The sequence below is a fragment of the Pseudarthrobacter sp. efr-133-R2A-89 genome (assembly GCF_030209315.1).
GTDB lineage: Bacteria > Actinomycetota > Actinomycetes > Actinomycetales > Micrococcaceae > Arthrobacter.
This window is the reverse complement of record NZ_JARVSE010000006.1, coordinates 242,024-267,787: the sequence shown is the minus strand read 5'-3', so window position 1 is coordinate 267,787 and position 25,764 is coordinate 242,024. Positions and strand designations below refer to the sequence as shown.

Annotated in this window: 23 protein-coding genes and 2 riboswitches; of the genes, 14 read left to right on the top strand and 9 right to left on the bottom strand. The window is 67.5% G+C overall.

Annotated elements, in window-relative coordinates; genetic code table 11:
- Window positions 1-46: 46 nt before the first annotated feature.
- Entirely contained in the window at window positions 47-1,450 is a 1,404-nt protein-coding gene (locus QRM95_RS12880) for an MFS transporter (protein WP_285247967.1), read from the bottom strand.
- A 196-nt stretch (window positions 1,451-1,646) separates the two neighbouring features.
- On the opposite strand from QRM95_RS12880, the gene QRM95_RS12875 reads away from it, so the two are divergent.
- The 6 genes from QRM95_RS12875 to mnhG are packed head-to-tail and all read left to right on the top strand — an operon-like array spanning window position 1,647 to window position 8,000.
- Window positions 1,647-4,676, top strand: coding sequence for a Na+/H+ antiporter subunit A (locus tag QRM95_RS12875; RefSeq protein ID WP_285247966.1), 3,030 nt, complete (start codon window positions 1,647-1,649; stop codon window positions 4,674-4,676).
- Entirely contained in the window at window positions 4,673-5,194 is a 522-nt protein-coding gene (locus QRM95_RS12870; RefSeq protein ID WP_285247965.1) for a Na(+)/H(+) antiporter subunit C, read from the top strand. Before QRM95_RS12875 ends, QRM95_RS12870 begins: the two co-directional genes overlap by 4 nt.
- Complete coding sequence (locus QRM95_RS12865) at window positions 5,191-6,792, top strand: Na+/H+ antiporter subunit D (protein ID WP_018760723.1); 1,602 nt, start codon at window positions 5,191-5,193, stop codon at window positions 6,790-6,792. Before QRM95_RS12870 ends, QRM95_RS12865 begins: the two co-directional genes overlap by 4 nt.
- Window positions 6,789-7,334, top strand: a complete 546-nt coding sequence (locus QRM95_RS12860; RefSeq protein ID WP_018760724.1) for a Na+/H+ antiporter subunit E — start codon at window positions 6,789-6,791, stop codon at window positions 7,332-7,334. The genes QRM95_RS12865 and QRM95_RS12860 overlap by 4 nt, the downstream gene beginning before the upstream one ends.
- The gene (locus QRM95_RS12855) at window positions 7,331-7,609 is read left to right on the top strand and encodes an MrpF/PhaF family protein (RefSeq protein WP_018760725.1); all 279 of its coding nucleotides are present in this window, start codon (window positions 7,331-7,333) and stop codon (window positions 7,607-7,609) included. The genes QRM95_RS12860 and QRM95_RS12855 overlap by 4 nt, the downstream gene beginning before the upstream one ends.
- Window positions 7,599-8,000: a monovalent cation/H(+) antiporter subunit G gene (mnhG, locus tag QRM95_RS12850; RefSeq protein WP_285247964.1), complete on the top strand. Its 402-nt coding sequence runs from the start codon at window positions 7,599-7,601 to the stop codon at window positions 7,998-8,000. The genes QRM95_RS12855 and mnhG overlap by 11 nt, the downstream gene beginning before the upstream one ends.
- Before the next feature lie 12 nt (window positions 8,001-8,012).
- On the opposite strand, the gene QRM95_RS12845 is transcribed toward mnhG, so the two are convergent.
- Entirely contained in the window at window positions 8,013-8,276 is a 264-nt protein-coding gene (locus tag QRM95_RS12845; protein ID WP_285247963.1) for a DUF4235 domain-containing protein, read from the bottom strand.
- A gap of 219 nt (window positions 8,277-8,495) precedes the next feature.
- Window positions 8,496-8,636: riboswitch (TPP riboswitch) on the top strand.
- A gap of 67 nt (window positions 8,637-8,703) precedes the next feature.
- Between QRM95_RS12845 and QRM95_RS12840 the strand changes: the two genes are divergently transcribed.
- The 5 genes from QRM95_RS12840 to QRM95_RS12820 all read left to right on the top strand — a co-directional run bounded on the left by QRM95_RS12840 (window position 8,704) and on the right by QRM95_RS12820 (window position 14,595).
- Entirely contained in the window at window positions 8,704-9,327 is a 624-nt protein-coding gene (locus tag QRM95_RS12840; protein ID WP_285247962.1) for an ECF transporter S component, read from the top strand.
- A complete protein-coding gene (locus QRM95_RS12835; RefSeq protein ID WP_285247961.1) occupies window positions 9,327-10,874 on the top strand; it encodes an ABC transporter ATP-binding protein in 1,548 nt (515 codons plus the stop codon). Before QRM95_RS12840 ends, QRM95_RS12835 begins: the two co-directional genes overlap by 1 nt.
- On the top strand, window positions 10,871-11,671 hold the full coding sequence (locus QRM95_RS12830; protein WP_285247960.1) for an energy-coupling factor transporter transmembrane component T family protein: 801 nt from the start codon (window positions 10,871-10,873) through the stop codon (window positions 11,669-11,671). The genes QRM95_RS12835 and QRM95_RS12830 overlap by 4 nt, the downstream gene beginning before the upstream one ends.
- A 106-nt stretch (window positions 11,672-11,777) precedes the next feature.
- Window positions 11,778-13,301, top strand: a complete 1,524-nt coding sequence (locus QRM95_RS12825; RefSeq protein WP_285247959.1) for a UDP-N-acetylglucosamine 1-carboxyvinyltransferase — start codon at window positions 11,778-11,780, stop codon at window positions 13,299-13,301.
- 67 nt (window positions 13,302-13,368) lie between these two features.
- Window positions 13,369-14,595, top strand: a complete 1,227-nt coding sequence (locus tag QRM95_RS12820) for a glutamate--cysteine ligase 2 (protein WP_285247958.1) — start codon at window positions 13,369-13,371, stop codon at window positions 14,593-14,595.
- Window positions 14,596-14,599: 4 nt separating this feature from the next.
- Here QRM95_RS12820 and QRM95_RS12815 read toward each other — a convergent pair whose 3' ends face one another.
- The 3 genes from QRM95_RS12815 to QRM95_RS12805 are packed head-to-tail and all read right to left on the bottom strand — an operon-like array spanning window position 14,600 to window position 16,479.
- Window positions 14,600-15,808 (bottom strand): O-succinylhomoserine sulfhydrylase, encoded by a 1,209-nt coding sequence (locus tag QRM95_RS12815; RefSeq protein WP_285247957.1) that lies wholly within the window; start codon window positions 15,806-15,808, stop codon window positions 14,600-14,602.
- Window positions 15,809-16,219 (bottom strand): rhodanese-like domain-containing protein, encoded by a 411-nt coding sequence (locus QRM95_RS12810; protein WP_018760734.1) that lies wholly within the window; start codon window positions 16,217-16,219, stop codon window positions 15,809-15,811. It lies immediately after the preceding gene.
- A complete protein-coding gene (locus tag QRM95_RS12805; RefSeq protein ID WP_018760735.1) occupies window positions 16,216-16,479 on the bottom strand; it encodes a DUF1737 domain-containing protein in 264 nt (87 codons plus the stop codon). Before QRM95_RS12805 ends, QRM95_RS12810 begins: the two co-directional genes overlap by 4 nt.
- A 13-nt stretch (window positions 16,480-16,492) precedes the next feature.
- Window positions 16,493-16,607, bottom strand: a riboswitch (SAM riboswitch).
- A 175-nt stretch (window positions 16,608-16,782) separates the two neighbouring features.
- Here QRM95_RS12805 and opgC point away from each other — a divergent pair.
- The gene (opgC, locus tag QRM95_RS12800) at window positions 16,783-19,251 is read left to right on the top strand and encodes an OpgC domain-containing protein (RefSeq protein WP_285247956.1); all 2,469 of its coding nucleotides are present in this window, start codon (window positions 16,783-16,785) and stop codon (window positions 19,249-19,251) included.
- Window positions 19,252-19,369: 118 nt separating this feature from the next.
- Here opgC and QRM95_RS12795 read toward each other — a convergent pair whose 3' ends face one another.
- A complete protein-coding gene (locus tag QRM95_RS12795; protein ID WP_285247955.1) occupies window positions 19,370-19,624 on the bottom strand; it encodes a hypothetical protein in 255 nt (84 codons plus the stop codon).
- Window positions 19,625-19,849: 225 nt separating this feature from the next.
- Here QRM95_RS12795 and QRM95_RS12790 point away from each other — a divergent pair, with 225 nt between their 5' ends.
- Window positions 19,850-20,554 carry a TetR/AcrR family transcriptional regulator C-terminal domain-containing protein gene (locus QRM95_RS12790; RefSeq protein WP_285247954.1) on the top strand — a complete coding sequence of 235 codons (705 nt, stop codon included), beginning with the start codon at window positions 19,850-19,852 and terminating at the stop codon, window positions 20,552-20,554.
- A gap of 22 nt (window positions 20,555-20,576) precedes the next feature.
- On the opposite strand, the gene QRM95_RS12785 is transcribed toward QRM95_RS12790, so the two are convergent.
- Window positions 20,577-21,041, bottom strand: a complete 465-nt coding sequence (locus QRM95_RS12785) for a pyridoxamine 5'-phosphate oxidase family protein (protein WP_109045511.1) — start codon at window positions 21,039-21,041, stop codon at window positions 20,577-20,579.
- A 60-nt stretch (window positions 21,042-21,101) separates the two neighbouring features.
- Window positions 21,102-22,031, bottom strand: coding sequence for an aminodeoxychorismate lyase (locus QRM95_RS12780; protein WP_285247953.1), 930 nt, complete (start codon window positions 22,029-22,031; stop codon window positions 21,102-21,104).
- Window positions 22,032-22,123: 92 nt separating this feature from the next.
- Here QRM95_RS12780 and cls point away from each other — a divergent pair, with 92 nt between their 5' ends.
- Window positions 22,124-23,599: a cardiolipin synthase gene (cls, locus tag QRM95_RS12775; RefSeq protein WP_502934961.1), complete on the top strand. Its 1,476-nt coding sequence runs from the start codon at window positions 22,124-22,126 to the stop codon at window positions 23,597-23,599.
- A gap of 26 nt (window positions 23,600-23,625) precedes the next feature.
- Here the strand turns inward: cls and pabB are convergent, their stop codons facing one another.
- Window positions 23,626-25,746, bottom strand: a complete 2,121-nt coding sequence (gene pabB / locus QRM95_RS12770; protein ID WP_285247952.1) for an aminodeoxychorismate synthase component I — start codon at window positions 25,744-25,746, stop codon at window positions 23,626-23,628.
- Window positions 25,747-25,764 lie beyond the last annotated feature (18 nt).

Sequence of the window (25,764 nt, the reverse complement as noted above, 5' to 3'; positions counted from 1 at the left end):
TGCCTGGCAACACCTGGCCCGGCCCCGGCGGGTGTCGGAAGCGGCGTCAGGCGGCGGGGACCACGGCGATGGCGGCCTTGTCCGGAGACTTCACCGGCAGCAGGACCAGGAGCCCGGCCAGCAGCACCACCATGATGCCCAGGATGCCCCAGCGCTGGGCCTGCCCGGCGGGTACCAGCGGGGTGGCCACGGTGATGCACAAGGTAAAGAGGGCGGGTGCCAGGAAGCTGACGGCGCGTCCGGTGGTGGCGTACAGCCCGAAGAGCTCTCCCGATTCCCCGTGCGGCGCCAGGCGCGCCAGGTAGGCGCGGGATGAGGACTGGGCCGGCCCCACGAACAGGCAGAGGAACAACCCGAATACCCAGAACGTGGTGCTCCCGGCCCAATCCATGCCGAAGAAGGAATAGTTTCCGTTGCCCAGGACCAGGATGGCGGTCCCGGCGGCCAGGAGCCCCACCAAGGAACCCGTAATGACGGCCTTGGGGCCCACTTTGTCGTCCAGGAAGCCGCCGATCACGGCACCGATGGCCGCCACCACGTTCCCGAAGATGGCGAAGAAGATGACCTGCGGCAAGGCGAAGCCGAAGGTCCCGGCCGCGATGATGCCGCCAAAGGTGAAGACGGCGGCCAGGCCATCCCGGAAGACGGCACTGGCGAGCAGGAAATAGATGGTGTGCGGGCTGGTGGCGTAGATGGCCTTGATGCGCCGGAACAGCAGCCCGTAGCTGGCCAGGAAGCCCAGGCGGGCGGCCTGCGTGGCGCGGGGCAGTTCGGGAACGGCGAACAGCACCGGGAGGGCGAAGACGAAGAACCAGAGCGCCGAAAAGACCGCTACCAGCCGGATGTTCAGGCTCTCCGTGGTGGACGCCCCGGCCCAGTCGAAAGCCGGTTGGACGAACAGTTGCAGGACGATCAGGAGGGCCACGATTCCGCCAACGTAGCCCGCGCCCCAGCCGATGCCGCTGACCTTCCCGATGTTCTGCGGCGTGGAGACCTGGGCCAGCATGGCGTTGTAGTTCACGCCCGCGAACTCGAAGAACACATTGCCCAGCGCAATCAGGCAGGCGCCGGGGAGCAGGAATTCCGGGTGCGGAAACACGAAGAAGCACAGGGCGGTAAGGATGGCGACGGCGGCCGAGTTCACCCCCAGCCACAACTTGCGGCGGCCGCCCGCATCCGAGCGCTGGCCGGTGACCGGCGCCAGGAGCGCGATGGCGAACCCGGCAACAGCCAGGGCGGACCCCAGGACCGCGGAAGCACTGTCCTCCCCGCCGAAGGCATTGGACGTCAGGTAGACGGTGAAGACGAACGTGGTCATGACCGCGTTGAAGGCCGCCGAGCCCCAGTCCCAAGAGGCCCACGCCAGGATGCGGCGCTTGGTGGAAGTCCGGGTTCCGGATTCAAGTTCCGAGGCAGGCCGCATTGCCCCCTGAGCGCTGGCGCTGTTCATACGTTGAATCGTATCCGCCCGTGGCGAACACCCGGCGGAGCACAGCCCCGTGACGTGGGGGAATTCGCCGCGCGGGCCCACACGCACCAGAAAAGGTGGTGCCGGAGCCTTGATAAACTGGAGCCTCCCGGATCTAACTTTCTTGCCGCCTGCTCCAACTTTTGACAATCGAATCCCTGACGTTGCGGAGATACCAGTGATAACAGTCCTTGCCGTGCACTTTTCGGTGGCTGTCCTGGCGCCTTTCCTCTTCAGGGCCTGGGGCCGGAATGCGTTCTACGCGCTGGCGGCCGTCCCGGCTGTTTCCTTCGCCTGGCTGGCCTTCCAGCACGGCGCCGTCTACTCCGGGACAGGCGCAGTAACCGAAGTCTTCGAATGGATTCCCGGCCTCCACCTCGAATTTGCGTTCCGGATGGACGCACTGGCCTGGGTGATGTCCCTGCTGGTGCTGGGTGTCGGTGCGCTGGTGCTGCTTTACTGTGCCCGGTATTTCAAACGCAAAGACCAGGACCTCGGTGCGTTCGGCGCACAGTTGCTGGCGTTCGCCGGTGCCATGTTCGGCCTGGTGCTTGCCGATGACCTGTTGCTGTTGTTCATCTTCTGGGAACTCACCACCATCCTGTCCTACCTCCTGATCGGGTTTGCCAGGACCCGGCTCGCGGCCCGCCGGTCTGCCCTGCAGGCGCTGATGGTCACTACGGCCGGTGGCCTGGCCATGCTGGTGGGCCTGATCATGCTGGGCTACACCGCGGGCACCTACCGCGTCTCCAGCATCCTGGAGCAAGCCGCCGTGCTGGTCTCCGGACCCTCAGGCGCCACGGTGAGCGCCGCCGTCGTGCTCATCCTGGTGGGTGCCATCACCAAGTCCGCGCTGGTCCCGTTCCACTTCTGGCTCCCGGGTGCCATGGCAGCGCCGACCCCCGTCAGTGCCTACCTGCACGCGGCGGCGATGGTCAAAGCCGGAATCTACCTGGTGGCCCGCCTTGCCCCGGGTTTTGCGGAGACGGCGTACTGGCAGCCCGTGGTCCTGGGCCTGGGCCTGGCCACCATGCTGGTGGGAGGCTACCGGGCGCTCCGGCAAACCGACATCAAGCTGATCCTTGCCTACGGCACTGTCAGCCAGCTGGGCTTCCTCACCATGGTGGTGGGCCTGGGGACGCCGGACGCCGCCCTGGCCGGGCTGGCAATGCTGCTGGCCCACGGACTGTTCAAGGCCACGCTGTTCCTGGTGGTGGGCATCATTGACCACCAGTCCGGGACCCGTGATGTGCGGAAACTCTCCGGCGTCTTCCGGTCCTCGCGGGCCCTGGGCATTGTGGCGGGCATCGGTGCGGCCTCCATGGCCGGGGTGCCGCTGCTGGCAGGGTTTGTGGCCAAGGAATCGGTACTCGAAGCGTTCGTGCACCACGCCACCGGCCCGCATGCCGGTCCGTGGGGCATGGTGGTGCTGGCCGGCCTGGTGGTGGGATCCATCCTGACCTTCGCCTACAGCGCCCGGTTCATGTGGGGTGCCTTCGCGGCCAAGCCCGGCGTGGAGCCGACCCCGTTCAAAGCCATCCGGCCCTCCTTCCTTGCCGCGCCCGCGCTCCTGAGCGTCCTGACCATCGCCTACGGGCTCTGGCCGGTGCCGGTGGACGCCTGGATCCAGCCGTACGCGGCGCTGTTCGCCTCCGAGGCGCCCGACGCCGGAACGCCGGCTGAGCAGGCCGGCCACCTGGCGCTGTGGCACGGTTTCACCCCCGCCCTTGGGCTGACGGCGGTCACGTTCGTTCTGGGCCTGGCCATGTACTTCGGCCGCAACGCCGTGGCCAGGGCGCAGGCACTGGTTCCGGGCTGGGTGGACGGCGACCGGGGCTACCAGCTCACCATCGGCGCCCTGGACGACGCCGCAGTCTGGATCACGGGCCGGACCCAGCGCGGTTCCCTCTACTTCTACCTCGCGGTGATCCTTAGCGTGGCGTTCGTCCTGCCGCTCACCGCCATCCTGCTCAGCGGCAATGCCCTGCCGCGGGACATCTACCTCGTGGACCCGCACTCGCCGCTGCAACTGGTGGCCGGCGTGGGCATCGTGATTGGCGCGCTGGCCGCCGTCAAGGCCAATAAGCGCTTCCTGGCGGTGCTGATGGTCTCCGTCACCGGATACGGCATCGCCCTCATGTTTGCCCTGCAGGGGGCCCCCGACCTTGCCCTGACCCAGATGCTGGTGGAAACCATCATCCTGGTGGCGTTCGTCCTGGCCATGCGCAGCCTTCCCCCTGAGCTTCGTGACCGCACCGGCGGAAAGTACCGGGTGCTGCGCGTCATCATCGGGTTGGGCTTCGGCGTGACCATGGTGTTCGCCGCGATCTTCGCCATGGGAGCCAGGACCGCCATCCCGGTGTCCCTGCAGTTCCCGCAGCTCGCCTATGAGGGCGGCGGCGGCCTGAACGTGGTCAACGTGACCCTCGTTGACATCCGGGCGTGGGACACCTTCGGTGAGATCAGCGTCCTTGCCCTGGCCGCCACCGGCGTGGCCAGCCTGATCTTCGTCCGCGGCCGCGGCGACCGCCTGCAGCGGTCCGCCTCCGTTGCCGAGGGCACCGTGGGGCGGTACCACGGCGTAGACCCCGGGTCCCGCGACGGAGCGGCGCTGGCCATCAGCCGGAAGTTCGCCGCGTCGGCCCGGGACGCCTGGATCGTGGCGGGCAGGACCCTCGCCCCGGAACGCCGCTCCATCATCTTCGAGGTGGTCACCCGCCTCATGTTCCACTCGATGATCATCTTCTCGCTGTACCTGCTGCTGGCCGGCCACAACCTGCCCGGCGGCGGTTTCGCCGGCGGCCTGACCGCCGGCCTGGCCCTGACCATCCGCTACCTGGCCGGTGGGCGGTTCGAACTGCGGGAAGCCGCACCGCTGAGCGCCGGTGCGTTGCTGGGCACCGGCCTGGCCCTGGCCGCGGCCTCAGGCGTGACGCCCCTGCTGTTGGGCGGCCAGGTGTTCCAGTCCGCCATCATCGAGGTGTGGCTGCCCGTGTTCGGCGACATCAAGTTCGTCACCTCCACCATCTTCGATATCGGCGTGTATGTGGTGGTGGTGGGCCTGGTGCTCGACGTGCTGCGCAGCCTCGGCGCCGAGATCGATGAACACATGGAAGAACGGTCCGCAGCGGCCGGGCCTGAACCGGCGCAGCAGGACCAGGAACCGGACCGTATTCCTGCCGAGACCACCGCAAAGGGCAACGCATGAGCGTCAACCTGACCCTGCTGATCGTCATGGGCGCCCTGTATGCCTGCGGCATCTACCTGATCCTCGAGCGCAGCCTCACCCGCGTCCTGCTGGGGCTGATGCTGCTGGCCAACGCCACCAACCTGCTGATCCTGTCCACCGGGGGATACGCCGGCCTGGCTCCGTTCTTCACCAAGGACACCCCGGCCGGTGATTACAACGATCCCCTGCCGCAAGCCTTGATCCTGACCTCGATCGTGATCTCCTTCGCCGTGACCGCGTTCATGCTGGGCATCATCTACCGCACGTGGGTCCTGGCCCGCCAGGACGATATCCAGGACGACGTGGAGGACCTCCGGGTGGCGGAAACACCGAGCTTCGACGCGGAGGACGACGCCGAAATCCCGGCCGAAACGTCCGAGTTTCCGCTCGCCACCGTCACGGCGGGAGGCCGGGAAATGCCGGCCGAACAGGCGGCCGCGGAAGAACAACCCGGCTCGCCCACCATCGAATCCGGCCCGGAAGGCGGCACAAAGTGAACATCGCCAGCCTGGCCCCGCTCGCCGTCGTCCTTCCCATCCTGGGCGCGGCACTGACCTTCCTCCTTATCCGGCACTCCCGCGCCCAGCGGGCGGTCAGCATCGGACTGTTGTCGCTTACCTTGGCCCTGGAATGCCTCCTGCTGGCGTCCGCCTGGAACAGCGGAACCGCCGCGGTGACCATCGGGGGCTGGCTGCCGCCTTGGGGCATCGTGATGGTGGTGGACCAGTTCTCCTCGCTGATGCTGGTGGTCTCCTCGGCCGTGAGCCTCGCCGTGCTGGTGTACGCCACGGGGCAGGGCATGGCCGACGGCGACGAGGACGCCCCGGTCTCGATCTTCCACCCCACCTACCTGATCCTGGTGGCAGGGGTGTCCAACGCGTTCCTCTCCGGGGACCTCTTCAACCTCTACGTCGGCTTCGAGATCCTGCTGACCGCAAGCTACGTGCTCATGACCCTGGGCGGCACCGGGCCCCGGATCCGCGCCGGCGTCACCTACGTGGTGGTGTCCGTGGTGTCCTCCGTGCTCTTCCTGATCGCCATCGCCATGGTGTACGGGGCAACCGGGACAGTGAACATGGCCGACCTCGCCCTCAAGCTGGGCGACCTGGACCAAGGCACCAGGACCCTGCTGCACGTCATGCTGCTGGTGGCGTTCGGCATCAAGGCCGCCGTCTTCCCGCTGTCCTTCTGGCTCCCCGACTCCTACCCCACGGCGCCGGCACCCGTCACCGCCGTGTTCGCCGGCCTGTTGACCAAGGTGGGCGTGTACGCCATGGTCAGGACCGAAACGCTGCTGTTCCCCGGCGACACCCTGAACACGCCACTGATGGTGGTGGCACTGCTGACCATGGTGGTGGGCATCCTTGGTGCGCTGGCGCAAAGCGACATCAAGCGTCTGCTCTCGTTCACCCTGGTCAGCCACATCGGGTACATGGTGTTCGGCCTGGCCATGTCCTCCGTGGCAGGCCTGGCAGCGGCGGTCTTCTACGTGGCGCACCACATCACCATCCAGACCAGCCTGTTCCTGGTGACCGGCCTGATCGAACGCCGCGGCGGCAGCTCCTCGGTTGACCGGCTCGGCGGGCTGGCCAAGCTCTCGCCCCTGCTGGCAATGCTGTTCTTCATCCCCGGTATGAACCTGGCCGGCATCCCCCCGTTCTCCGGGTTCCTCGGCAAGGTGGGGCTGCTGCAGGCCGGCATTGAGCTGGGAACCCCGCTGGCCTACGCGCTGGTGATCGGAGGGGTGCTGACCAGCCTGCTGACGCTGCTGGCCATCGCCCGCGTATGGAACCGTGCGTTCTGGCGGAAGCCGGAGGACGCCGAACATCCGGACCCTGTGCTGTTGGCCGGACCCTCCGGGCGCGCCGCCGGGCCGGGCGCCAAACTCAACACGGTCACGCTCCTTCCGCGCACCATGGTGGGATCAACCCTTGGCCTGGTGGTGCTCGGCGTCGCCCTGACCGTGTTCGCCGGGCCGCTGTTCGGTCTCTCCGACCAGGCTGCGCGGGACATGCTCGACCGGGCCCCGTACATCCAGTCGGTCCTCGGCAGCAATACCGCCGTCCCGGCCACCGTGACGGGAGGAGGACGATGAGCCGCAAACGGATTTCGCTGCGCCAGGAGCTTCCCCTCCTGGTCTGGCTGGTGATCGTGTGGGGTGCCCTCTGGCAGGACTTCAGCCCCGGGAACCTGCTCTTCGGCGCCCTGCTGGCGGTGGGCGTTGCCAGGTTGTTCTACCTTCCGCCGGTGGAACTCAGCGGCCGGTTCAACATCCTGTACGCCGTGCCCTTTGCCTTTGCCTTCCTGGCGAAAGTGGTGGTCGCCAGCGGCCAGGTCCTGTATCTGGCCACCGTCCGCGGCCCCAAGGTGACCAACGCCGTCGTCGCGGTGAAGCTCCGGAGCCACCAGGACCTGATCGTCACGGCCACCGGTCACGTGATCTCCCTGATTCCCGGCTCCCTGGTGGTGGAGGTGGACCGCCCGGCCTCCACCCTGTACCTGCACGCACTGAACATCACCTCGAAGCAGGATATCGAGGGCCTGCGGAACGAGGTCCGGTCCATCGAAGCGGGCCTGATCCGCATCATGGGTTCCGCCGAAGAACTTGAAGCCGTCCGAATGGAGGCGTCTGCATGATGCCCGTTGTCCTGGCGGTCACGGCCGTCATCTTCTCCCTCGCCGCGGGCGGGGCCATCATCAGGATTGCCCGCGGCCCTTCGCTGCTGGACCGGGTCCTTGCGGCCGATGTCCTGCTCGCCATCCTGGGCGGGGCCCTGTGCGTGGACATGGCCGTGAACCGGCACCTGAACAACCTGATGCTGGTGGTGGCCATCTCCATCATCGGGTTCATCGGGTCGGTCACGGTGGCCCGGTTCGTCGCCGACCGGAGGGTGAACCCCCATGAATCCTGACTTTTCCGGCGCGGACGCGTGGATCGACCTTGCCTCCGCGGTGTTCATGGTGGCGGGTGCGCTGCTGTCCCTGGGTGCCGCAATCGGGCTGCTCCGTTTCCCGGACCTGATGAGCCGCATGCACGCCGCCACCAAGCCGCAGGTCCTGGGCCTGTTCCTGCTGCTGGCAGCGATTGGGCTGCAGATGCGCACCTGGTGGGTTTGGCCGGTCCTGGTGGTGGCCTGGATCTTCCAGCTGCTCACGGTGCCGGTGTCCGCGCACATGGTGGGCCGGGCCGGCTACCGCACCAAGCACCTGCACCGGGAGCTGCTCGCCGCCGATGAACTCGAGGCCGTAGTGCAAAAAGCCGCCGCCGAGGCTGCCCGGACGGACAACCGCGACGACGGCTAAAAACGCCAGCAGCTAGACGATGTCCTGCGTCTTGGCGAAGCGGGTGATGGCGCGCTGGGTGCCCCGGTTGGCCAGGACCTGGATGATGGCGCTGACGGAGGCGGAGATCAGTGCGAACGTCAATGCCGACCGCAGGCTGGTGGGCACGTCCTCGCCCTTGCCGCTGGGCGGCTTCTGACCGGTGGTCTTCTCCCAGATGGTGTTGACGAGCTTGGTGCCGACCAGGCCTGCGCCCAGGCTCACCCCGGTACCGAGCAGCTTGATGAAGAGGTTCATTCCTAGTACTCCTTGCGGGCGGAAAACGGACTGCCTCCAGCCTAGCCGTACAGCCGGACTGGTCCGGGCAAGGGCATGGCCGGCATCCTCGCCGGGCCGCTGACGGCGGGTCGCGGTCACATCCGGCGCATTAGCCGTCATGGCCGCCGCCCGGCCTCTGCCAGGTGTAAACTTGACCACGCCCAAACCGGGCAGTATTTATACGCGAACATCAACATTTAAAAACGACAGGGGAGCGCCGCCGTCGGACAACCTGGCCATGCCGGGAACCGCAGGTGGGCGCTGAGAGTGCGGGACAGCCGCAGACCCTCGAACCTGATCCGGTTAGTACCGGCGCAAGGGAGTCGAGTTCTCAAAGTGTCCGGCCGGACCGGCAACGGTCCGCCAGCCGGAGCCACTTTCCCCTCCTGTTACCCAGGAGGATCACATGAGTACTGCTGCAATCAAGAAGACCACCAGTAAGTCCTGGCGCGTCGTCGACATCGTGGTGGCGGCCCTGGTGGCCATCGCCGGTGGAGTCATTTTCTGGGCCTGGGACCAGGGCGCCGCCGCCCTGTCGGCCCCCATGAACGCCGCCTACCCGCCCCTGACCGGGATCCTGGCCGGCGGCTGGATGATTCCCGGCGTGCTGGGAATGCTCATCATCCGCAAACCCGGAGCCGCCCTGTTCTGCGAAACCGTGGCCGCAACGGGCGAGCTCCTGATGGGTTCCCAGTATGGCGCCTCAGTCCTTTTCTCCGGTTTCATCCAGGGGTTGGGCGCGGAAATCATCTTCGCGGTTTTCGTCTACCGCAAGTTCAACCTGCCCGTCTCCCTCTTGGCGGGGGCGGCCGCTGGATTCTTCTGCGGCCTGAATGACTCATTCGCACCCTGGGGTTGGAACATTGCCTACTCCGGGGCGGACAAGCTCGCCTACATCGTCCTGACCACGGTGTCCGGCGCCGTGCTGGCGGGCGCATTGTCCTGGCTCGCTACCCGCGGCCTGGCCCGCACCGGCGTGTTGAGCTCCTTCGCGTCCCGCAAGGCTGCAACGGAGCCAGTCTTCTCCTGATGGCGCCCTCCCAGGACGCCGCAGGAGGCGTGCGCCCTGCCGCCATCACGGCCCGCGGCTGGGGCTGGCGGCATGCCGGCAGGGCCAAACCTGCAGTCCACGCCCTCGACCTCGATATCCGCCCCGGCGAGCGGGTACTCCTGCTCGGTCCCTCGGGTGCCGGGAAATCGACGCTCCTGCATGCCCTCGCCGGGGTCCTGGGCGACATTAACGACGACGGCGAGGCCGGCGACGCGGACGAGTCCGGTTCGTTGCTGGTCGACGGCGCTCCACCCCGCGAGCGTCGAGGCCGGTCCGGCCTCATGCAGCAGGACCCGGAGACCCAGGTGGTCCTCTCCCGGGTGGGGGATGACGTCGCCTTCGGCGCCGAGAACCTTGCCGTGCCCCGCGACGCCATCTGGGCGCGCGTGCACGAGGCGCTTGCCGACGTCGGACTGTCCCACCTCCCGCTGGACCACCCGACGTCGGCCCTCTCCGGCGGGCAGAAACAGCGCCTGGCGCTGGCGGGCATCCTGGCGATGCGCCCCGGGCTGATCCTGCTGGATGAGCCCACCGCCAACCTCGACCCGGACGGCGTCCTGGAGGTCCGTGACGCCGTGGCACGCTGCCTGGACAAGACCGGTGCCACCCTGGTGGTGGTGGAGCACCGGGTTTCCGTCTGGAAGGACCTGGTGGACCGGATCGTGGTCCTGCAGCCGGGCTCCGCCTCGGATCCCGCCGTGCTCCTGGACGGACCTCCGGACCGGGTGCTCGGCGAGGCCCGGGCCATGCTGACGGCAGCCGGAGTCTGGGTGCCGGGGTATGTGCCAGCCACCCGCCGCCGGTCCGCCATCCCTGCCGCCGGAACCGGCAATCTCCTGCTGGCAGCCGAAGACCTGGCCGTCTCCCGCGAGCGTCCCCGCCGCAAAGGCTTCCGGAAAATCCCGCCGGTCCCTGTCCAGGAGGGTGTTGCCGCGCAGGTCCGGGCCGGCCAGGCGCTGGCCGTCACCGGCCCGAACGGCGCCGGGAAATCAACGTTCGCACTGACCCTTGCCGGGCTCCTTGAACCGGTGGCCGGAAAGGTGTCCGCCACTGTGGACCTTAGCCGCGGTGCCGGGATCGACCCCTACGCGTGGAAGGCCGAGCAGTTGATCTCACGGGTGGGCACCGTGTTCCAGGAGCCTGAGCACCAGTTCGTGACCGGCAAGGTGCTTGACGAGCTGCGGTTCGGGCCGCGGCACCTGGGCCACGGCGAGGACCGGGTGGAGGAACTGCTGGAGCGGCTGCGGCTCACCCGGCTGGTGGACGCCAACCCCTACACATTGTCCGGCGGGGAGAAGCGGCGGCTGTCCGTGGCCACGGTCCTTGCCGCCAGCCCGCAGGTGCTGGTCCTGGACGAGCCGACGTTCGGGCAGGACGCCAACACCTGGGCAGAGCTGGCCTCGTTCCTGTCCGAACTCCTGGACGCCGGCACGGCCGTGGTGTCCGTGACCCACGACGCCGAATTCACCCAGGCTTTGGGCGGAGCCGAGCTGCGGATGGCCGCTGCGGAACCGGTGGCGCCATGAGGCAGCAGCTGACCCTGGACGGCAACCGTGCCCTCCTTGCCCGGGCCAACCCACTGAGCAAGTTTGCCGCCGTGGTACTGATCACCGCGGTCCTGGCACTGTCCATCGACTGGGTGTCCGCGTCCGTGGCCCTGGTCTTCGAGCTGATGCTGTTTCCCCTGGCCGGCCTCACCGTGTCCCTGCTCTGGCAGCGGGGCTGGCCGCTGATCCTCGCCGCCGCCATCGGCGGCTGGAGCACCTCCATCCTGGCGCCGGACAGCGGGAGGATCCTGCTCGACGCCGGCATCTGGACCATGAGCGAAGGCTCCCTCCAGCTGGGCATCGGCTTCCTGCTGCGGGGCTTCGCGATTGCCCTTCCGGCGGTGCTCCTGATGAGCTGTACCGATCCGACGGACCTTGCCGATGCGCTGGCACAGAAGGCGCGCCTGCCGCACCGGTTCGTCCTGGGAACGCTGGCGGCGATGCGCTTGGTGGGGCTCATGGCCGAGGAATGGCAGACCATCGGCATGGCCCGGCGTGCCCGCGGCGTGGGGTCGAGCGGCAACGTGGTCCAGCGGGTAAAGGCGACCCTGGGGCAGAGTTTCGGGCTCCTGGTGCAGGCGATCCGCCGTGCGTCGAGGCTTGCCGTGACCATGGAGGCGCGGGGTTTCGGCGGCGGGCAACGGACTTGGGCGCGGGAATCAACGTTCAGTGTCCTGGACCTGTGGGTGGTGGGCGGCGGCGTCCTGATCGCGGGGTGTGCCCTTGGTGCGGCGCTTGCCGCGGGCCGTTGGAACATGGTGTGGTTGGGCAGCTAACGGGGTTACCTGGCGGTACTATCGCATGTAGCGGGTAGGTTACCCCGGAAAAGCCCTCGAATGACAGTTCCCGGCCCTGCTATCTCATCCATGATATATTTTCGTCATGACTCAGGAGACCGCCGGCCACGTCGCCGCCATGTTGAGGAACGCCCGGAGCGAGAAGGGCTGGACCCAGGGCCAGTTGGCTTCCGAACTCGGTACCAGCCAAAGCGCCGTCGCCCGGATGGAACAAGGCAAGCAGAACCTCAGCCTCAAGATGATCCAGCGGCTGGAGAACATCTTCGACCGGAGCATCGTCAACGTGGGCAAACCCCGGATGACGCACCTGCGGGTGGAGGGCGGACGTACCCTCTCCGGCGCGGTGGACGTCAACAGCAGCAAGAACGCCGGCGTGGCACTGTTGTGCGCCAGCCTGATCAACCGGGGCACCACCGTGCTCCGCCGCCTCGCCCGGATCGAAGAAGTCAACCGCATCGTTGAAGTGCTGACCAGCATCGGCGTGGAATGCACCTGGCTCAACGACACCGATCTCCGCCTGCGCCGGCCGGCCGTCCTTGACCTGGAAGGGATGGACGTGGACGCGGCCCGCCGCACCCGCAGCGTCATCATGCTGCTTGGCCCCCTCCTGGACGAGTCACGGGAGTACCGGCTGCCCTACGCCGGCGGCTGCGACCTCGGGACCCGCACGGTGGAACCCCACATGCAGGCACTGCGCGAATTCGGGCTCTCGGTGGAAGCCACCGCAGGTTTCTACACGGTCCAGGCGCCTCCCGCGGACACCCGGGACCGTTCGTTTGTCCTCACCGAACGGGGGGACACCGTTACCGAGAATGCGATCATGGCGGCGGCCCACCGGCCGGGAACAACCGTGATCCGCAACGCCAGCCCCAACTACATGGTGCAGGACCTGTGCTTTTACCTGCAGATGCTCGGGGTGGCCATCGAGGGCGTGGGAACCACCACGCTCCGGATCACCGGCAGGCCGGTGATCGACGCCGAGATCGAGTATTTCCCGTCCGAGGACCCGATTGAGGCCATGAGCCTGATTACGGCCGGCATCGTCACCAATTCCGAGGTCACGGTCCGGCGGGTACCCATCGAGTTCATGGAAATCGAGTTGGCCACCTTGGGCCAGATGGGGCAGAAGCTCGAAATCTCCGGCGAATATATGGCCCGCAACGGCCGCACCCGGCTGGTGGACGTGACCACCAAGCCGTCGGAGCTGCGAGCCCCCGAGGACAAGATCCACCCCATGCCGTTCCCCGGGTTGAACATCGACAACCTGCCCTTCTTCGCCGTGATCGCCGCGAACGCCCACGGGCAGACCATGATCCACGACTGGGTCTACGAAAACCGGGCCATCTACCTGACGGAGCTGAACCGGCTCGGTGCGCAGGTGCAGCTGCTGGACCCGCACCGGATCTACGTCAACGGACCCACCAAGTGGCGTGCCGCCGAGGTGGGCTGCCCGCCGGCGCTCCGGCCTGCCGCCTGCCTGCTGCTGGCCATGCTCGCCGCGCGGGGCGTCTCTGAGCTGCGCAACATCTACGTCATTGAACGCGGCTATGAGGACCTGGCGGAGCGCCTCAACACCATCGGCGCCAAGGTGGAGTACTTCCAGGACTAGGCGTTCATGCTTCGTCATGATCACCAGCGGCGCCCGGAATTTCCGGCCCCTGACGCAGAATGTTCGTATGCGTACTTTCGGCGTCGAGGAAGAACTCCTGATTGTTGATCCGGAGTCCGGGGAGCCGCTTGCCCTGGCGGACGCCCTCCTCGCCGGGCACCGTGTGGCCGCGGACGATCTCCCGGTGGACCCGGACCTCCACCACTCCGGGAAGCAGGCGGATCACGACGACGAGATGGGCCTCAGTGCCGAGCTGAAGCTTGAGCAGATCGAGACGCAGACCAAGCCCTGCCTGGAGTCCGGGGCCCTGCTCGAGCAGATCAGGGCCGGCCGCGCCATGGCCAACCAGGCGGCGGCCAAACACGGCGCCAGAGTGGCTGCGCTGGCCACGTCGCCGCTGGCATCCACCAGCCACACCACGCCGGACCCGCGCTACGCCAGGATGCTGGAGCGCTTTGGCCTCACTGCGCAGGAGCAGCTGACCTGCGGATTCCACGTGCACACCTACATCGAATCGCCGGAAGAGGGCGTGGCGGTCCTGGACCGGATCCGCGACAAGCTGGCGGTCCTGACGGCGTTGAGCGCCAACTCGCCGTACTGGAACGGCGTCCCCACCGGTTTCGAAAGCTACCGCACCCAGGCCTGGAACCGGTGGCCGACGTCCGGTCCGGCCGCGATCTACGGGACGTACCCCGCGTACAGGAGGGTGGTCACCCGGCTGCTGGACACCGGCGTGATGCTCGATGAAGGGATGCTGTATTTCGACGCGCGGCTCTCCCGGAACCACCCGACGGTTGAGGTGCGGGTGGCGGACGTCTGCCTCCGCGCCGAGGATGCAGCCTTGATCGCCGTGCTGGTCCGCGCCCTGGTGGAATCAGCCGGCAGGGAATGGCGCGAGGGCGTGGACCCGGCGCCCGTGCCCACTGTCCTGCTGCGGATGGCCTCCTGGCAGGCCAGCAGTTCGGGACTCAGCGGCGAGCTCCTGGACTTTGGGAACTTCCGCCCGGCCCCGGCCGCGGACGTAGCCCGTTCCCTGGTGGACTACCTGGCACCTGTCCTACAGGCGCAGGGCGAACTGGCCTTGGCCCGGCAGGGCGTGGAGCACATCATCGCCCGCGGGACAGGGGCCGCCGAACAGCGCCGGGCCCGCGACAGGGCGCTGGCCGGACCGCCTCCCGAGGATATGGGTTTCGGGGCAGTGGTCCGGCACGCCGTTGACGTCACCATGCGCGGCGCCCTGGATCTTTCCGACGTGGAAGACACTCCGGAACTCCTGCGGGTCCGCCAGGCCTGACGCCTTAGATCTGCTTCAGGGCCTGTTCCAGGTCGCGGATGAGGTCGTCCGCGTCCTCGAGCCCCACGGACAGCCGGACCACGCCGTCGCTCAAGCCAATGGCGGCCCGCCCCTCCGGCCCCATGGCGCGGTGCGTGGTGGTGGCGGGGTGTGTGATCAGGGACTTCGAATCGCCGAGGTTGTTGGAGATGTCGATGATCCGCAGGCCGTCCAACAGGGCGAAGGCGGCCTCCTTGCCGGAGCGCCCGCCCGAGGGCGCCAGCTCAAGGGTGAGGACCGTGCCGCCGGCACTCATCTGCTTCGCCGCCAGCTCATACTGCGGGTGCGATTTCAGCAGCGGGTACTTCACCCAGCTCACGGCAGGCTGCTCCTCGAGCCACTCGGCGAGCCGCAGGGCGGTGGCCGAGGAGTGCCGGACGCGCAGGCTCATGGTTTCCAGGCCCTTGGTCAGGACCCAGGCGTTGAACGCCGAAAGGGCCGGACCGGTGTGGCGCATCAGCTGCTTGACCGGGCCGTCGATGAACTCCTTGGTGCCAAGGATGGCGCCGCCCAGGACCCGGCCCTGCCCGTCGATGTGCTTGGTGCCGGAGTACACGATGACGTCCGCGCCGAGGTCCCCGCAGCGCTGCAGCAGGGGAGTGGCGAAGACGTTGTCCGCAACTACCTTGGCGCCGGCGGCGTGGGCCAGCTCGCTCACCGCCGCGATGTCCACGATTTCCTGCATCGGGTTGGACGGGGATTCGAAGAAGACGGCGGTGGTGGGCTTGGACAGGGCCTCGCGCCACTGGTCCAGGTCCGGGCCGTCGACGAAGACCGTTTCCACGCCCCACCGCGGCAGGATCTCGTTCAGGATCACGAAGCACGACCCGAAGAGTGACCGGGCGGCCACCACACGGTCACCGGCCGCGAGCAGCGCGCCCAAAGCGGTGAACACCGCGGACATGCCCGACGCCGTCGCGAAGCAGGCCTCGGTGCCTTCCAGCAGCCTGAGCCGTTCCTGGAAGGTGGCCACGGACGGGTTGCCGTAGCGCGAGTACACGAAGCGCTCGTCCTCGCCGGTGAAGGCGCGTTCGGCTGCGGCCGCGGATTCGTAGACGAACCCGGAATTCAGGAAGATGGCCTCGGAGGTTTCCTGGAAGTTGGTGCGGTCCAGCCCGCCGCGGACGGCCTGGGTGTCGGGGTTCCAGCCGGGGGCGTCTTGATTGAAGGTCACTTAGTTCTTTCCGAGGTTGGTGGGCAGGCCGCGGTTCTTCCAGCCGTTGACGGTCCGTTCGCCGTAGCGGTCAGGTTCCCCCTCGAAGCCCTCCAGGACGTTGTAGGAAGTGAAGCCGGCCTGGGTGGCCGCCACGGCCGCGGCGATGGATCGCTGGCCCGAGCGGCACAGGAACACCAGCTCCGCGCCGGGGTCCTCGGGCGCCTGCTCCTTGAGGTCCTTCACGAAATCGGGGTTGGGGATGCCGCCGGGGAAGGTCCACTGGATGAAGAGGGGATCGTTGTCCGTTGCCTTCGTATCCGGAATGCCGATGTGGGCCCATTCGCCCTCGGTGCGGACGTCCACCAGGATGGCGCCCTGCTCCAGCTTGGCCCAGGCTTCCTGCGGCGTCAGGTCTCCCGCGTAGCTCATGCGTGGCCCTCGCCGTCGAACTCGCCTTCCAGGTCGTCAACGGCCGTGGCCACCGCGGCGTCTGCCGACGCGATGGCGGCCGGGAGGACAACGGCCTGGGCCACGATGACGCTGCTGCCGTTGAAAGTCGCCGCCGGGCTGCCGTGCAGGACATAACCGTCCGCAAGCGCAGCCGAGATCCGCTCGCAGAAGGAGCGGTCGTCCGGGCCTGTAATCAGGCGGTAGGACAATTTTTCGTCAGGGGCGGGTGCGTCAGACACGACGGATCTCCTTCTTTCACGCTTGCAGCTCGAATCGGTCGATATGCCAAGTATTCACCTGAGGCACCCCGCCGCGAGAGGAGGGTTGCCGACCGGCCAGTCAGGGCTTAACACCGGTACTCATTACTCCCCAAAAACGTAACACCTGCGCCGCCAAGCCGCACGGCCGCCGTCGTCATGTTCCGTAATTGAGAGCCCGCGACCACCGCGTCACGGAAACCCGGCGGGGCCGCGGGACCGATAAAGTTTCTACCGGGGCGCCGCCCTGCCGTCACAGTGGGAGTACCGGGGGGTCTTGCCAGCATGCGAGCAGCAATATCGCACCACCAGGCTGGCCGTCGTCGTGCCCGTCACCGTTCCCTCGGGGCTTTCCTGGCCGCCGCCGTCGTCGTGCTTCTGGCGCTGCTGGCGCCCGCCGGTGCCGCGCAGGCGGCCTCCGCGGTACCGGACCAGGGCAAGCCCTGGCTGGGTGCCGTCCTTGAATGGGGTGAGGATACCGCCGCTGGATTCTCCGACCGGCTGGGGGCGAGCCCGGCAGTGTTTGGCCACGACATCGCTCTTCCGTTCCGCGACTCGGACCGGAACAACATTGAGGGCTTCCTGCAGCAGGCCGCGGCCAAGGGCGCCCACGCCATGCTCACCGTGAAGCCCACCGTGCCGCTGGACCAGATCGGCGTCTCCGAAGCGGAAGCCTTCGCCGGCAAGGTCCGCGACCTGACCTTCGGGTTCAAGGGCCGGCTGTTGGTCCGGTTTGCCCCGGACATGAACTCGAGCTGGGTGCCCTGGGGGCAGCAGCCGGGCGCCTACCGGGAAGCCTTCAAGGCGGTCGCGGCAGCGGTCAGGAAGGACGACGGCGGCCGGGCCGCCATGGTCTGGGCGCCGTACCTGGGCAAGGACTACCCCTTTGACCGGAGCCGGAATGCCCCGCAGCCGGGAAGTGACGGCTTCGCCCTCCTCGACACCAATGGCGACGGCGCCTGGAACGGCTCCGATGCCGCCTACGCCCCCTACTATCCGGGGGACGACGCCGTGGACTGGGTGGGCCTGACTGCCTACCATGACGACACCGCCGGCGGGGCTGCCGTCAACACCGTGCCGCGTGCCGGTGAACTCCAGGAGATGCTGACCGGCTCGGGCGGCGAGGACTTCTACAATGCCTATGCGGAGGCCCGCAAGAAGCCGTTCCTGCTCCAGACATCGGCGTTCTACAGCCCTGCTGCCGGCGGACCGCCGGAGGCGGATATCAAGACGGCCTGGTGGGACCAGGTGGTGGGTACCGCCACCTCGCCGGCTTTCGCCAGGACAGCAGCGGTGGTGTGGGACGAGCGCACCAGCACCAGGGATACCGGCGTGGCCAGCATCGACTGGCTGCTCACCGGAAATCCCGCAATCGCCAAAGCCGCGCTGGACCGGCTGAAGTCCTCCGCCGTGGTCACCGGGCCGGTCACCGACGTGGCCGCGGACGGATCGTATGTCCGGGCCAACACGCTGTCCGGGGCAGCGGTCTGGACCGTTGCCGTGGCGATGGCCATCCTCCTGGCGGCGCTGTGGCAGATTCCACGCCGGGTCAACGCCGCCACCGCGTGGAGCTACCAGGACCCGGGAAACAGGGACTCGCGCGTGGATTTGCTGCGCGGGATGGCCATTGTCTTCGTGGTGGTCAACCACCTGGGCCTGGTCTCGCTGTTCCAGCTGCTCACCCAGGAGGCCGTGGGCTTCGTTTCCGGTGCCGAACTCTTCGTGCTGTTCTCCGGCCTGGTGGTGGGCATGGTCTACGGGCCGAAGGCAAGGGCAGACTTCGGCAAGGTTGTGGACCTCACATCCCGCCGGGCGGGGAAGCTCTATGTGACCGCGCTGTCGGTGATGATCGGCGTCTTCCTCATTGCGCAGCTTCCGTTCTTCCACACCGAGGCCCTGACCACGTTCGTGGACCAGGGGACCGGCGGGGCCGGGCATAACGGTGCCGGCAGGACGTACGACCTCTACGCCGGGATGTCATCGCTGTTCCAGTTCCCGGTGCCGCCCCAGGTCCTGCCGGCCATCCTGCTGCTGCAGTTCGGGCCCTGGCAGTTCAACGTCATGGGCCTGTACGTGGTGCTTCTCCTGGTCAGCCCCCTGATCCTGGCGCTCCTGAACCGCGGAAAGGCCGTGTGGGTCCTGGCGGTATCGCTGGCGGTGTATGCCGTGGGAGCCGGAACCAGGTTCCGGATCCTGCCGTCCCAGTTCGAGGACTCGTTTCCGCTGCTGGTGTGGCAGGTGCTGTTCGTGCTGGGGCTGGTGGTGGGATACCACCGGCGCAGCATTATCGCGTGGTTGTCGGCACATGCCTGGGTGGTGGCAGCCTGCACGGTGGCCGCATTCGCCCTGGCCTTCCTCTCCTGGGGCAACCCCTACTTGGCCAACAACTACGACGTCCGGCTGGCGCTGATGCCGGACGCCACCTACCGGGCCATATATGACGCCCTCTTTGGCCGGACCTACCTGGCCCCGGGCCGCCTGCTCAATGTCGTCTTCCTGGTGGTGGCGGCGTATGCGTTCCTCAGCGCCTACTGGAAGCCGGTTGAGCGGGCCCTGGGCTGGTTCCTGATCCCGCTCGGCCGCGCAACGCTCTATGTCTTCATCATGCATGTGGTGCTGATCGCCGTCGTGGCCAATATCCCCGCACTCCAGCAGGAGAGTATCTTCCTCAACACCGTGGCATACGCCGTGGTGCTGGGCCTGCTGTGGGTGATGGTCCGCACCAGGTTCCTGTTCCGGATCATTCCCACCTAGGCCGCATCCCCACCTGGCCCATATGGCCCGGGGATGAAAAATGCTGCGGCACGGTGGGTGCCACAGCATTTACGTCATTGCCAGGCAGGGACTGGGAAGCCCCCGCAGCGTTTGTGTCCTAGACCAGCTCGGGATACGAGGACACGATGTAGTCGGCGGCAGCCGGCCCCTTCATGCGCAAGCCCTTGCGGCTGCCCGGCAGCCGGGTTTTCATGGCCGACCAGAAGGTCGTTTCCGTACCCGGCTGGTGCTGGTTGATGAAGCACCAGCTCATGTACAGGCCGTAGAAGCGGTCGCGTTCCAGAGTGGACTCGGAGGTCTGGTCGAAGTAGGTGGCGTCTTGGAGAAAGAGATCAAACTGGGAATGTGCCATGATGGCGTCCCTTCGCTATGTGCGTGGCGCCGCCGTTCGGCTACAGCAGCGAACCTCGATGCCCTGCACTGTTGGCAATCGGGTCCATAGATTAATCCTGTGAAAGAAACCGGGATCATTAGCGCCGTCAACGCCTGTCTACACTGTAGACTTTACCCGTAGACTACATATGAGGCAACCCTCTCGAATGAACTCGGGCCAGTTGTCCGCAGCGAGGACAAATTCATGACTTCCCCCAAACCATCCGGTACCGGCAAGGCCAAGGCCAGGCTCAGCCGGGACGTCGTGCTGGCAAAAGCGCTGGAAATGGTGGATGCGGAAGGCCTCGAAGCATTGACCATGCGCCGCCTGGGCCAGGAGCTCGGCAGGGACCCGATGAGCCTTTACCGCTACGCGGAAAATCGGGCTGCCTTGCTCGACGGGGTTTCGGAACTGGTGCTCGACCAGCTCACCATCCAGCAGGATGATCCGGACTGGAAGGCGCAGTTGCGGGCGATCGCCCACAACCTGCGGGCCCTGGCACTCAAGCATCCCAACGTGGTGCCCCTGTTGGTGACCAGGCCCCTCTCCACGCCCCTCGGGTTGCGGCCGCTGGGCACGCTGCGGCCGCTGGAGAAGATCCTTTCCCTGCTGGTGTCGGCAGGGTTCGAGCCCTCAGACGCGCTGCACGTCTACCGCGTGTACTACGGCTTCCTCTACGGCCACATCCTCAACGAACTGCAGGAGTTCGTGGTGGACCCCGAAGAGAACGAGGTGCTGCTGCGGCTGGGGCTCCACCGTCTCCCCGCCAAGGAATTTTCCAACCTGCGGGCATTGGCCCCGGCGCTGGCGGATTACGACGGCGCCAGCGAGCTCGACCAGGGGCTCACCATCCTGTTGTCCGGACTGGAAGCACAGCTGTCCCGGCAGGCGGCGGCAGCGCTCGGTTAGGACGGAAGCGGGCGGCGCAGCATTATTCGAACGAGGCCCGGCGCCGGTCCTGCACGCGGGTGTTCCAGACATCCGGCCGGTTGACCTGGAACCTGCGGCCCGTCAGCGCCTTGGCGTTCAGCCGGACGTAGTTGGCCTTTTCGCCGGGCTGCCAGGGTTCCAGGCCGAGGCCGTCCACCTGGTCCTTGACCGCCTGGTCCTCGATGATCCCGGTATCGCCGCGCACCACCACGCTCCACGCCATTTCGGTGGCGGGATCGTAGCCGTCGATCTCCAGCGCCGCCGGCCGCTCCATTTTGGCGCCCCAGAGCTTGGAACCGGGCGCGGTGCGGAAGACGATGCTTCGCAGGTGGACGATGTAGTTCACGGGAAAGATCTCGGGATGCTCGTCCACCACGATGGCCAGCCTGCCCACGGTGTCATTGGCGAGGAGTTCCCAGCAGTCGTCAAAGGAAAGGTTTTCGATCGGCAGCTTGTGCGAGTCCATGGTCCACACCTTACGGGTGAAGCCGGGAGGGCAAAAGGGGCCGGTGGCCCTGTTGCGCGGCTACTGGATCCCGGCGAAAAGCCCGCTTAATTCCGCAGTCAGTTCCTTCTGCACGGCCGGCGTGCCGATCTCCTTGCCGTCGATCCGGTTCACCGGGGCCAGCAGACGGACGCTGGAGATCAGCCAGACCGCATCCGCATCCAGCAGGTCGCGGGGCTCCAACGGGCCGTACCCCAGCTCCCAGCCCGCCGCCTTGGCCGCCGCGAAAAGCGCGCCCTGGGACGTTCCGGGCAGGATGCCGCTGTCCAGCTGCGGCGTGATGAGGCGCTTGACCGCAGTGCCGTCGTCGGACTTTTCCACGTGCGCCAGCAGCACTGTGGAGGTGGGCCCTTCCAGGACGCGGCCGTCGGATGAGGTGAAGATGACGTCGTCCGCGCCCTGCTTGTGGGCGTGCCGGAGGGCCGCCATGTTCACCGCGTAGGACAGCGTCTTGGCACCCAGGAGCAGCCACGGGGCCCGTTCGGCCACGTCACTGTCATAGCCGCGGTCCAGCAGGATCACGTCGATGCCGGTTTCCCGCTGGCGGCGGCCCGCCGCCCCGGCAGGTGAGACCTGCACCCAGGCGGTGGGGGCCGGGGCGCCCTCGACGCCGCGGGTCACCACCAGCTTGACCACCAGTTCGTCGGCATCAGCGTTCGACGGCGGGTTCCCGGCGCGGTGCCGGGCAACGGCGGCCGCAATGGCGCGCTGCCACACGTCCTGCCCGGGAATCTCGAGGTCCAGCGCGCGGGCGGAGCCTGCGAGCCGGTCCAGGTGGGCCTGCATCTTCCGGACCGCTCCGCCGACAGCCAGCATGGTTTCGAAGATCCCGTCCCCCCGGGTGACGCCCAGGTCCGTGACCAGGAGCTGCGGTTTGGCGGCGTCGGCCACCCTGCCGTCAGGGAAGGCAGGGTCAAGGAAGACGAGAACCACGGGGGCTGGAGAGCTCATGGCACCAGCTTAGTGCGGCGGCGCCGCTAAGCTGGGCGGAGTGCGCCGGCCGGAACCGTCCCCGGAGCCCGACCTCCCCGGGAGTTATTGACGTGTTGTGGCCTTTTTCGCTTGCCGGCACCGCGCCGACGTGGGTTGTGGTGCTCCTGGGCTTTGCCGACCTGGTGATCAGGGTCCTGGCACTGGGCATCATCCCCGGCAACAGGCGTCCCACCACAGCCATGGCCTGGCTGCTGGGGATCTTCTTCATTCCGTTCCTTGGCCTGGTCCTGTTCCTGCTCTTCGGCAACTTCCAGCTGTCCAGCCGCCGCCGGGCGCAGCAGGAGCTGGTGAACGACCGCGTGCGGGCCGGTATCACGGCCTTGTCGGACGTCGAAAGCGACTACCCGGGCCCGGAGTGGGTGAAGTCCGCAGCGGAACTTAACCGCACGCTGGGATCACTGCCCATGGTGGACAACAACTCCGTGGACCTCATCCCCGGGTACCCGGACTCCATCCTGGCCATGACCAACGCGGTGCGGAAGGCAAAGAAGTTCGTCAACGCCGAGTTCTACATCATGAGCTCGGACCACGTCACCAACGACCTGCTCACGGCCATGGAAGAGGCCGCCGAACGGGGTGTGGAAGTCAGGCTCCTCTTCGACCACATCGGCACGTTGCGCATCAAGGGCTACCGGAAGCTGCTCAAGCGCCTCCGGGCCGGCAAGATCCAGTGGAAGCGGATGCTTCCCCTCCTGCCCATCCATGGCCAATGGCGCCGGCCGGACCTGCGCAACCACCGCAAGATCATGGTGGTGGACGGCGAAATCGCCTTCACGGGGTCGCAGAACCTGATCGAGCCCTCCTATAACAACCCGCGGCACCGCAAGGCCGGCCGCGAATGGGTGGAACTCATGGCCTGCCTGCGGGGCCCGATCGTGACCACCCTGAACGTCGTCTTTGCCACCGACTGGCTGAGCGAGACCGACGAATCCCTGGAACACCAGCTGCAGCTCCCGGCGAATCCCGAGCCCGGAGACGTCACGGCCCAGGTGGTGCCCAGCGGCCCCGGGTTCATCACGGAGAACAACCTCCGGCTCTTCAACACGCTCATCTACTCCGCGCAGCACCGGATCTCCATCTGCAGCCCCTATTTCGTTCCGGACGACTCCCTGCTGTACGCCATCACCACCGCGGCGCAGCGCGGGGTCGACGTGGAACTGTTCGTCTCGGAAAAGGGCGACCAGTTCCTGGTCCACCACGCGCAGCGGTCCTACTATGAAGCCCTCCTCGAGGCAGGGGTGCGCATCTACCTGTACAAGGCGCCGTTCGTGCTGCACGCCAAGCATTTCACCATCGACGACGAAGTGGCCGTCCTGGGATCCAGCAACATGGACATGCGTTCCTTCTCGCTTAACCTTGAGGTCTCCGTGATGCTCCTGGGCGAGGACATCGTCAATAAGATGCGCGCGGTGGAGGACACCTACCGGGACATCTCCCACGAGTTGAAGCTGGCGGACTGGCTGAACCGGCCGCTGGCCGCCCGCTACGTGGACAACGTGGCCCGGCTGACGGCCACGGTGCAGTAAGACCGCCGTGGCCCGTTAAGCCGGGGTCAGTCCTCCGGGAAGTCCGCGTCCAGGGTGGAGAGCACGCCAAAGGCCTTGGTGCGGATCTCGTCGTATTCGTCGTCCGGGTCGGAGTCCGACGTGATGGCACCGCCGACGCCGAGCGTCAGGTCCGCGGCTCCGTCGCCGGAGGCGTCAATCACCAGGGTCCGGATGGCGACGGCGAGGTCGGTCGCCGAGTTGAGCGAGAAGTACCCGATGGCCCCCGAGTAGAATCCGCGGGGCCCTGCCTCCAGCCGGTCCAGGATGGCCATGGTGCTGATCTTGGGCGCGCCGGTCATGGACCCTGCCGGGAAGCAGGCAGCCACCGCCTCGGCCCGGGCCGCCCCGGCAAGGAGTCGGGCGTCGATGGTGCTGACCATCTGGTGGACGGTGGCGTAACTCTCGATCGCGCACAGCCGGCTGACCGTCACGGAGCCGGGCACCGCAAAGTGGCTGAGATCGTTGCGCAGCAGGTCAACGATCATGATGTTCTCGGCGCGGTCCTTCACGGACGTGGCCAGGTCCGTGCGCAGTTTCGAGTCTTCCTGCGGATCGGCAGCCCGGCGGCGGGTGCCCTTGATCGGTTCGGCGCGCATGCCGCCGTCGGCCGTTATCTTCAGGAACCGCTCGGGCGAGGTGCTGGCGACGGCAAGGCCTCCCAGCCGCAGGTAACTGGCGAACGGGGCCGGGTTGCGGCGGCGCAGCGCCAGGTAGGTGGCCCAGGGATCCAGGCTGTCCGCCGCGATCCGGGCTTCCAGGGTGGTGGTCAGGCAGACTTCGTAGGTGTTTCCCTGCGCGATCTCGTGCTGGGCGGCCGCGATTTTCGCCCGGTACCGGGCTCCCGTGTCCCGGCTGCGGAAAGCGGGCGCACCGGGATGTTCGACGCCGGTGCTGCCGCCGGCATCCCCGGCGCCAACCGCTCCCGCGGGCGTCGCGGAGGCTGAAGCGGCGGCGTGCACGGCTGCCCGCGCACCGGCCAGCCATTCATCGGCGTCCGGAGCCGCTAACGCCAGGAGCCAGGCGGTGCCTTCGGCATGGTCCAGCACCACGGCCCGGCCGGCGAAGATCAGGGCGGCGTCCGGGGTGGGCGCGGAAAGGTCGCTGCCGCCGGTTTCGCGCTTGAGTTCGTAACCCAGGCAGCCAAGCCACCCCAAAGTGAACTCGCCCGGATAGCCCTCGGGAGTCCGCACCGCCCGCCGGCCCCAGACCGTATTCAGCCAGCGGAAGAACGGCCCCGGAACCTTCGCCACGGACGAACCCGCGCTGACCAGGCTAACCCCCGCGCGGTGCGTGACATACTGCCCGAACGTGCCGGCGTCGTCCGCCATGATGCTGAACCGGCTGCGCTCGGCCGCCGTCCTGTCGTGCCCTGACGCCTGCGGACCGGACACCTGCTGACCGCTGGCGGACGGTGCGTTCCGGTGGTTGGAGGAGTCCAGCCAAACGGCGTTCGGGGAGCGGCCGTACAGGGCTTCGAACAGGGCCGGTGCGTCCGGTGCCAGGTCCAGGCGCTCGGCGTGCAGGCGGAGGCCGCGGCGGGCGGACAATTCCGGGGCGAGCACCGGTGCCAGCGCAGGCAGGTAGGGGAGGAGCCGCAACAGGTCTGCGGGGGCGGAGCCGTCGGCGCGGTTGTTGACGCGCAGGTCCGCCCGGCCGGGGACGTCGTCGCGGCCCAGCCATTCTTCCTCCTGGGCCGCCCACTGGTCCCAGAACGGCGTGTAGGTGTCACCGTCGCGGTCCAGGGCACGGGTCCGTCGGACGTCGTCCGGTGCTTCCGCCCAGATCACGGCGCTCAGGAACGGGCGGGCAGCTTCGGACGCTGCGCCCACCCCCTCCACGATGACGATCTCCGCCGGCAGCGTTACCCGGGCATCGCCGTCGTAATGGTTGGCCCAGTCCCAGCTGGTCCAGGTGGCGGCCTTGCCACGGCTCAGCGGTGTGAGGACCGTGGACACATAGCGTTCGACGCCGGCCGCGAGCCCGTCCCAGCCGGGGTAGATGTCCTCGAGGTGGAACAAGGACACTTTGTGGTGGGCGCGGAGGTGGGCCGCGAGTTCGACTGCCAAGGTGGTCTTGCCTGCGCCGGAGCGCCCGTCGATGGCGATGATGACGGGGGCTGGGATCATGGACTAGAGCGTACCGTT

Excerpts from the sequence above, each read along its gene's own strand:
- QRM95_RS12880 (WP_285247967.1), bottom strand. The coding sequence starts at position 1,450 with ATGAACAGCGCCAGCGCTCAGGGGGCAATGCGGCCTGCCTCGGAACTT.
- QRM95_RS12870 (WP_285247965.1), top strand. The coding sequence starts at position 4,673 with ATGAGCGTCAACCTGACCCTGCTGATCGTCATGGGCGCCCTGTATGCC.
- QRM95_RS12860 (WP_018760724.1), top strand. The coding sequence starts at position 6,789 with ATGAGCCGCAAACGGATTTCGCTGCGCCAGGAGCTTCCCCTCCTGGTC.
- QRM95_RS12855 (WP_018760725.1), top strand. The coding sequence starts at position 7,331 with ATGATGCCCGTTGTCCTGGCGGTCACGGCCGTCATCTTCTCCCTCGCC.
- mnhG (WP_285247964.1), top strand. The coding sequence starts at position 7,599 with ATGAATCCTGACTTTTCCGGCGCGGACGCGTGGATCGACCTTGCCTCC.
- QRM95_RS12845 (WP_285247963.1), bottom strand. The coding sequence starts at position 8,276 with ATGAACCTCTTCATCAAGCTGCTCGGTACCGGGGTGAGCCTGGGCGCA.
- QRM95_RS12840 (WP_285247962.1), top strand. The coding sequence starts at position 8,704 with ATGAGTACTGCTGCAATCAAGAAGACCACCAGTAAGTCCTGGCGCGTC.
- QRM95_RS12835 (WP_285247961.1), top strand. The coding sequence starts at position 9,327 with ATGGCGCCCTCCCAGGACGCCGCAGGAGGCGTGCGCCCTGCCGCCATC.
- QRM95_RS12830 (WP_285247960.1), top strand. The coding sequence starts at position 10,871 with ATGAGGCAGCAGCTGACCCTGGACGGCAACCGTGCCCTCCTTGCCCGG.
- QRM95_RS12825 (WP_285247959.1), top strand. The coding sequence starts at position 11,778 with ATGACTCAGGAGACCGCCGGCCACGTCGCCGCCATGTTGAGGAACGCC.
- QRM95_RS12820 (WP_285247958.1), top strand. The coding sequence starts at position 13,369 with ATGCGTACTTTCGGCGTCGAGGAAGAACTCCTGATTGTTGATCCGGAG.
- QRM95_RS12810 (WP_018760734.1), bottom strand. The coding sequence starts at position 16,219 with ATGAGCTACGCGGGAGACCTGACGCCGCAGGAAGCCTGGGCCAAGCTG.
- opgC (WP_285247956.1), top strand. The coding sequence starts at position 16,783 with ATGCGAGCAGCAATATCGCACCACCAGGCTGGCCGTCGTCGTGCCCGT.
- QRM95_RS12795 (WP_285247955.1), bottom strand. The coding sequence starts at position 19,624 with ATGGCACATTCCCAGTTTGATCTCTTTCTCCAAGACGCCACCTACTTC.
- QRM95_RS12790 (WP_285247954.1), top strand. The coding sequence starts at position 19,850 with ATGACTTCCCCCAAACCATCCGGTACCGGCAAGGCCAAGGCCAGGCTC.
- QRM95_RS12785 (WP_109045511.1), bottom strand. The coding sequence starts at position 21,041 with ATGGACTCGCACAAGCTGCCGATCGAAAACCTTTCCTTTGACGACTGC.
- QRM95_RS12780 (WP_285247953.1), bottom strand. The coding sequence starts at position 22,031 with ATGAGCTCTCCAGCCCCCGTGGTTCTCGTCTTCCTTGACCCTGCCTTC.
- pabB (WP_285247952.1), bottom strand. The coding sequence starts at position 25,746 with ATGATCCCAGCCCCCGTCATCATCGCCATCGACGGGCGCTCCGGCGCA.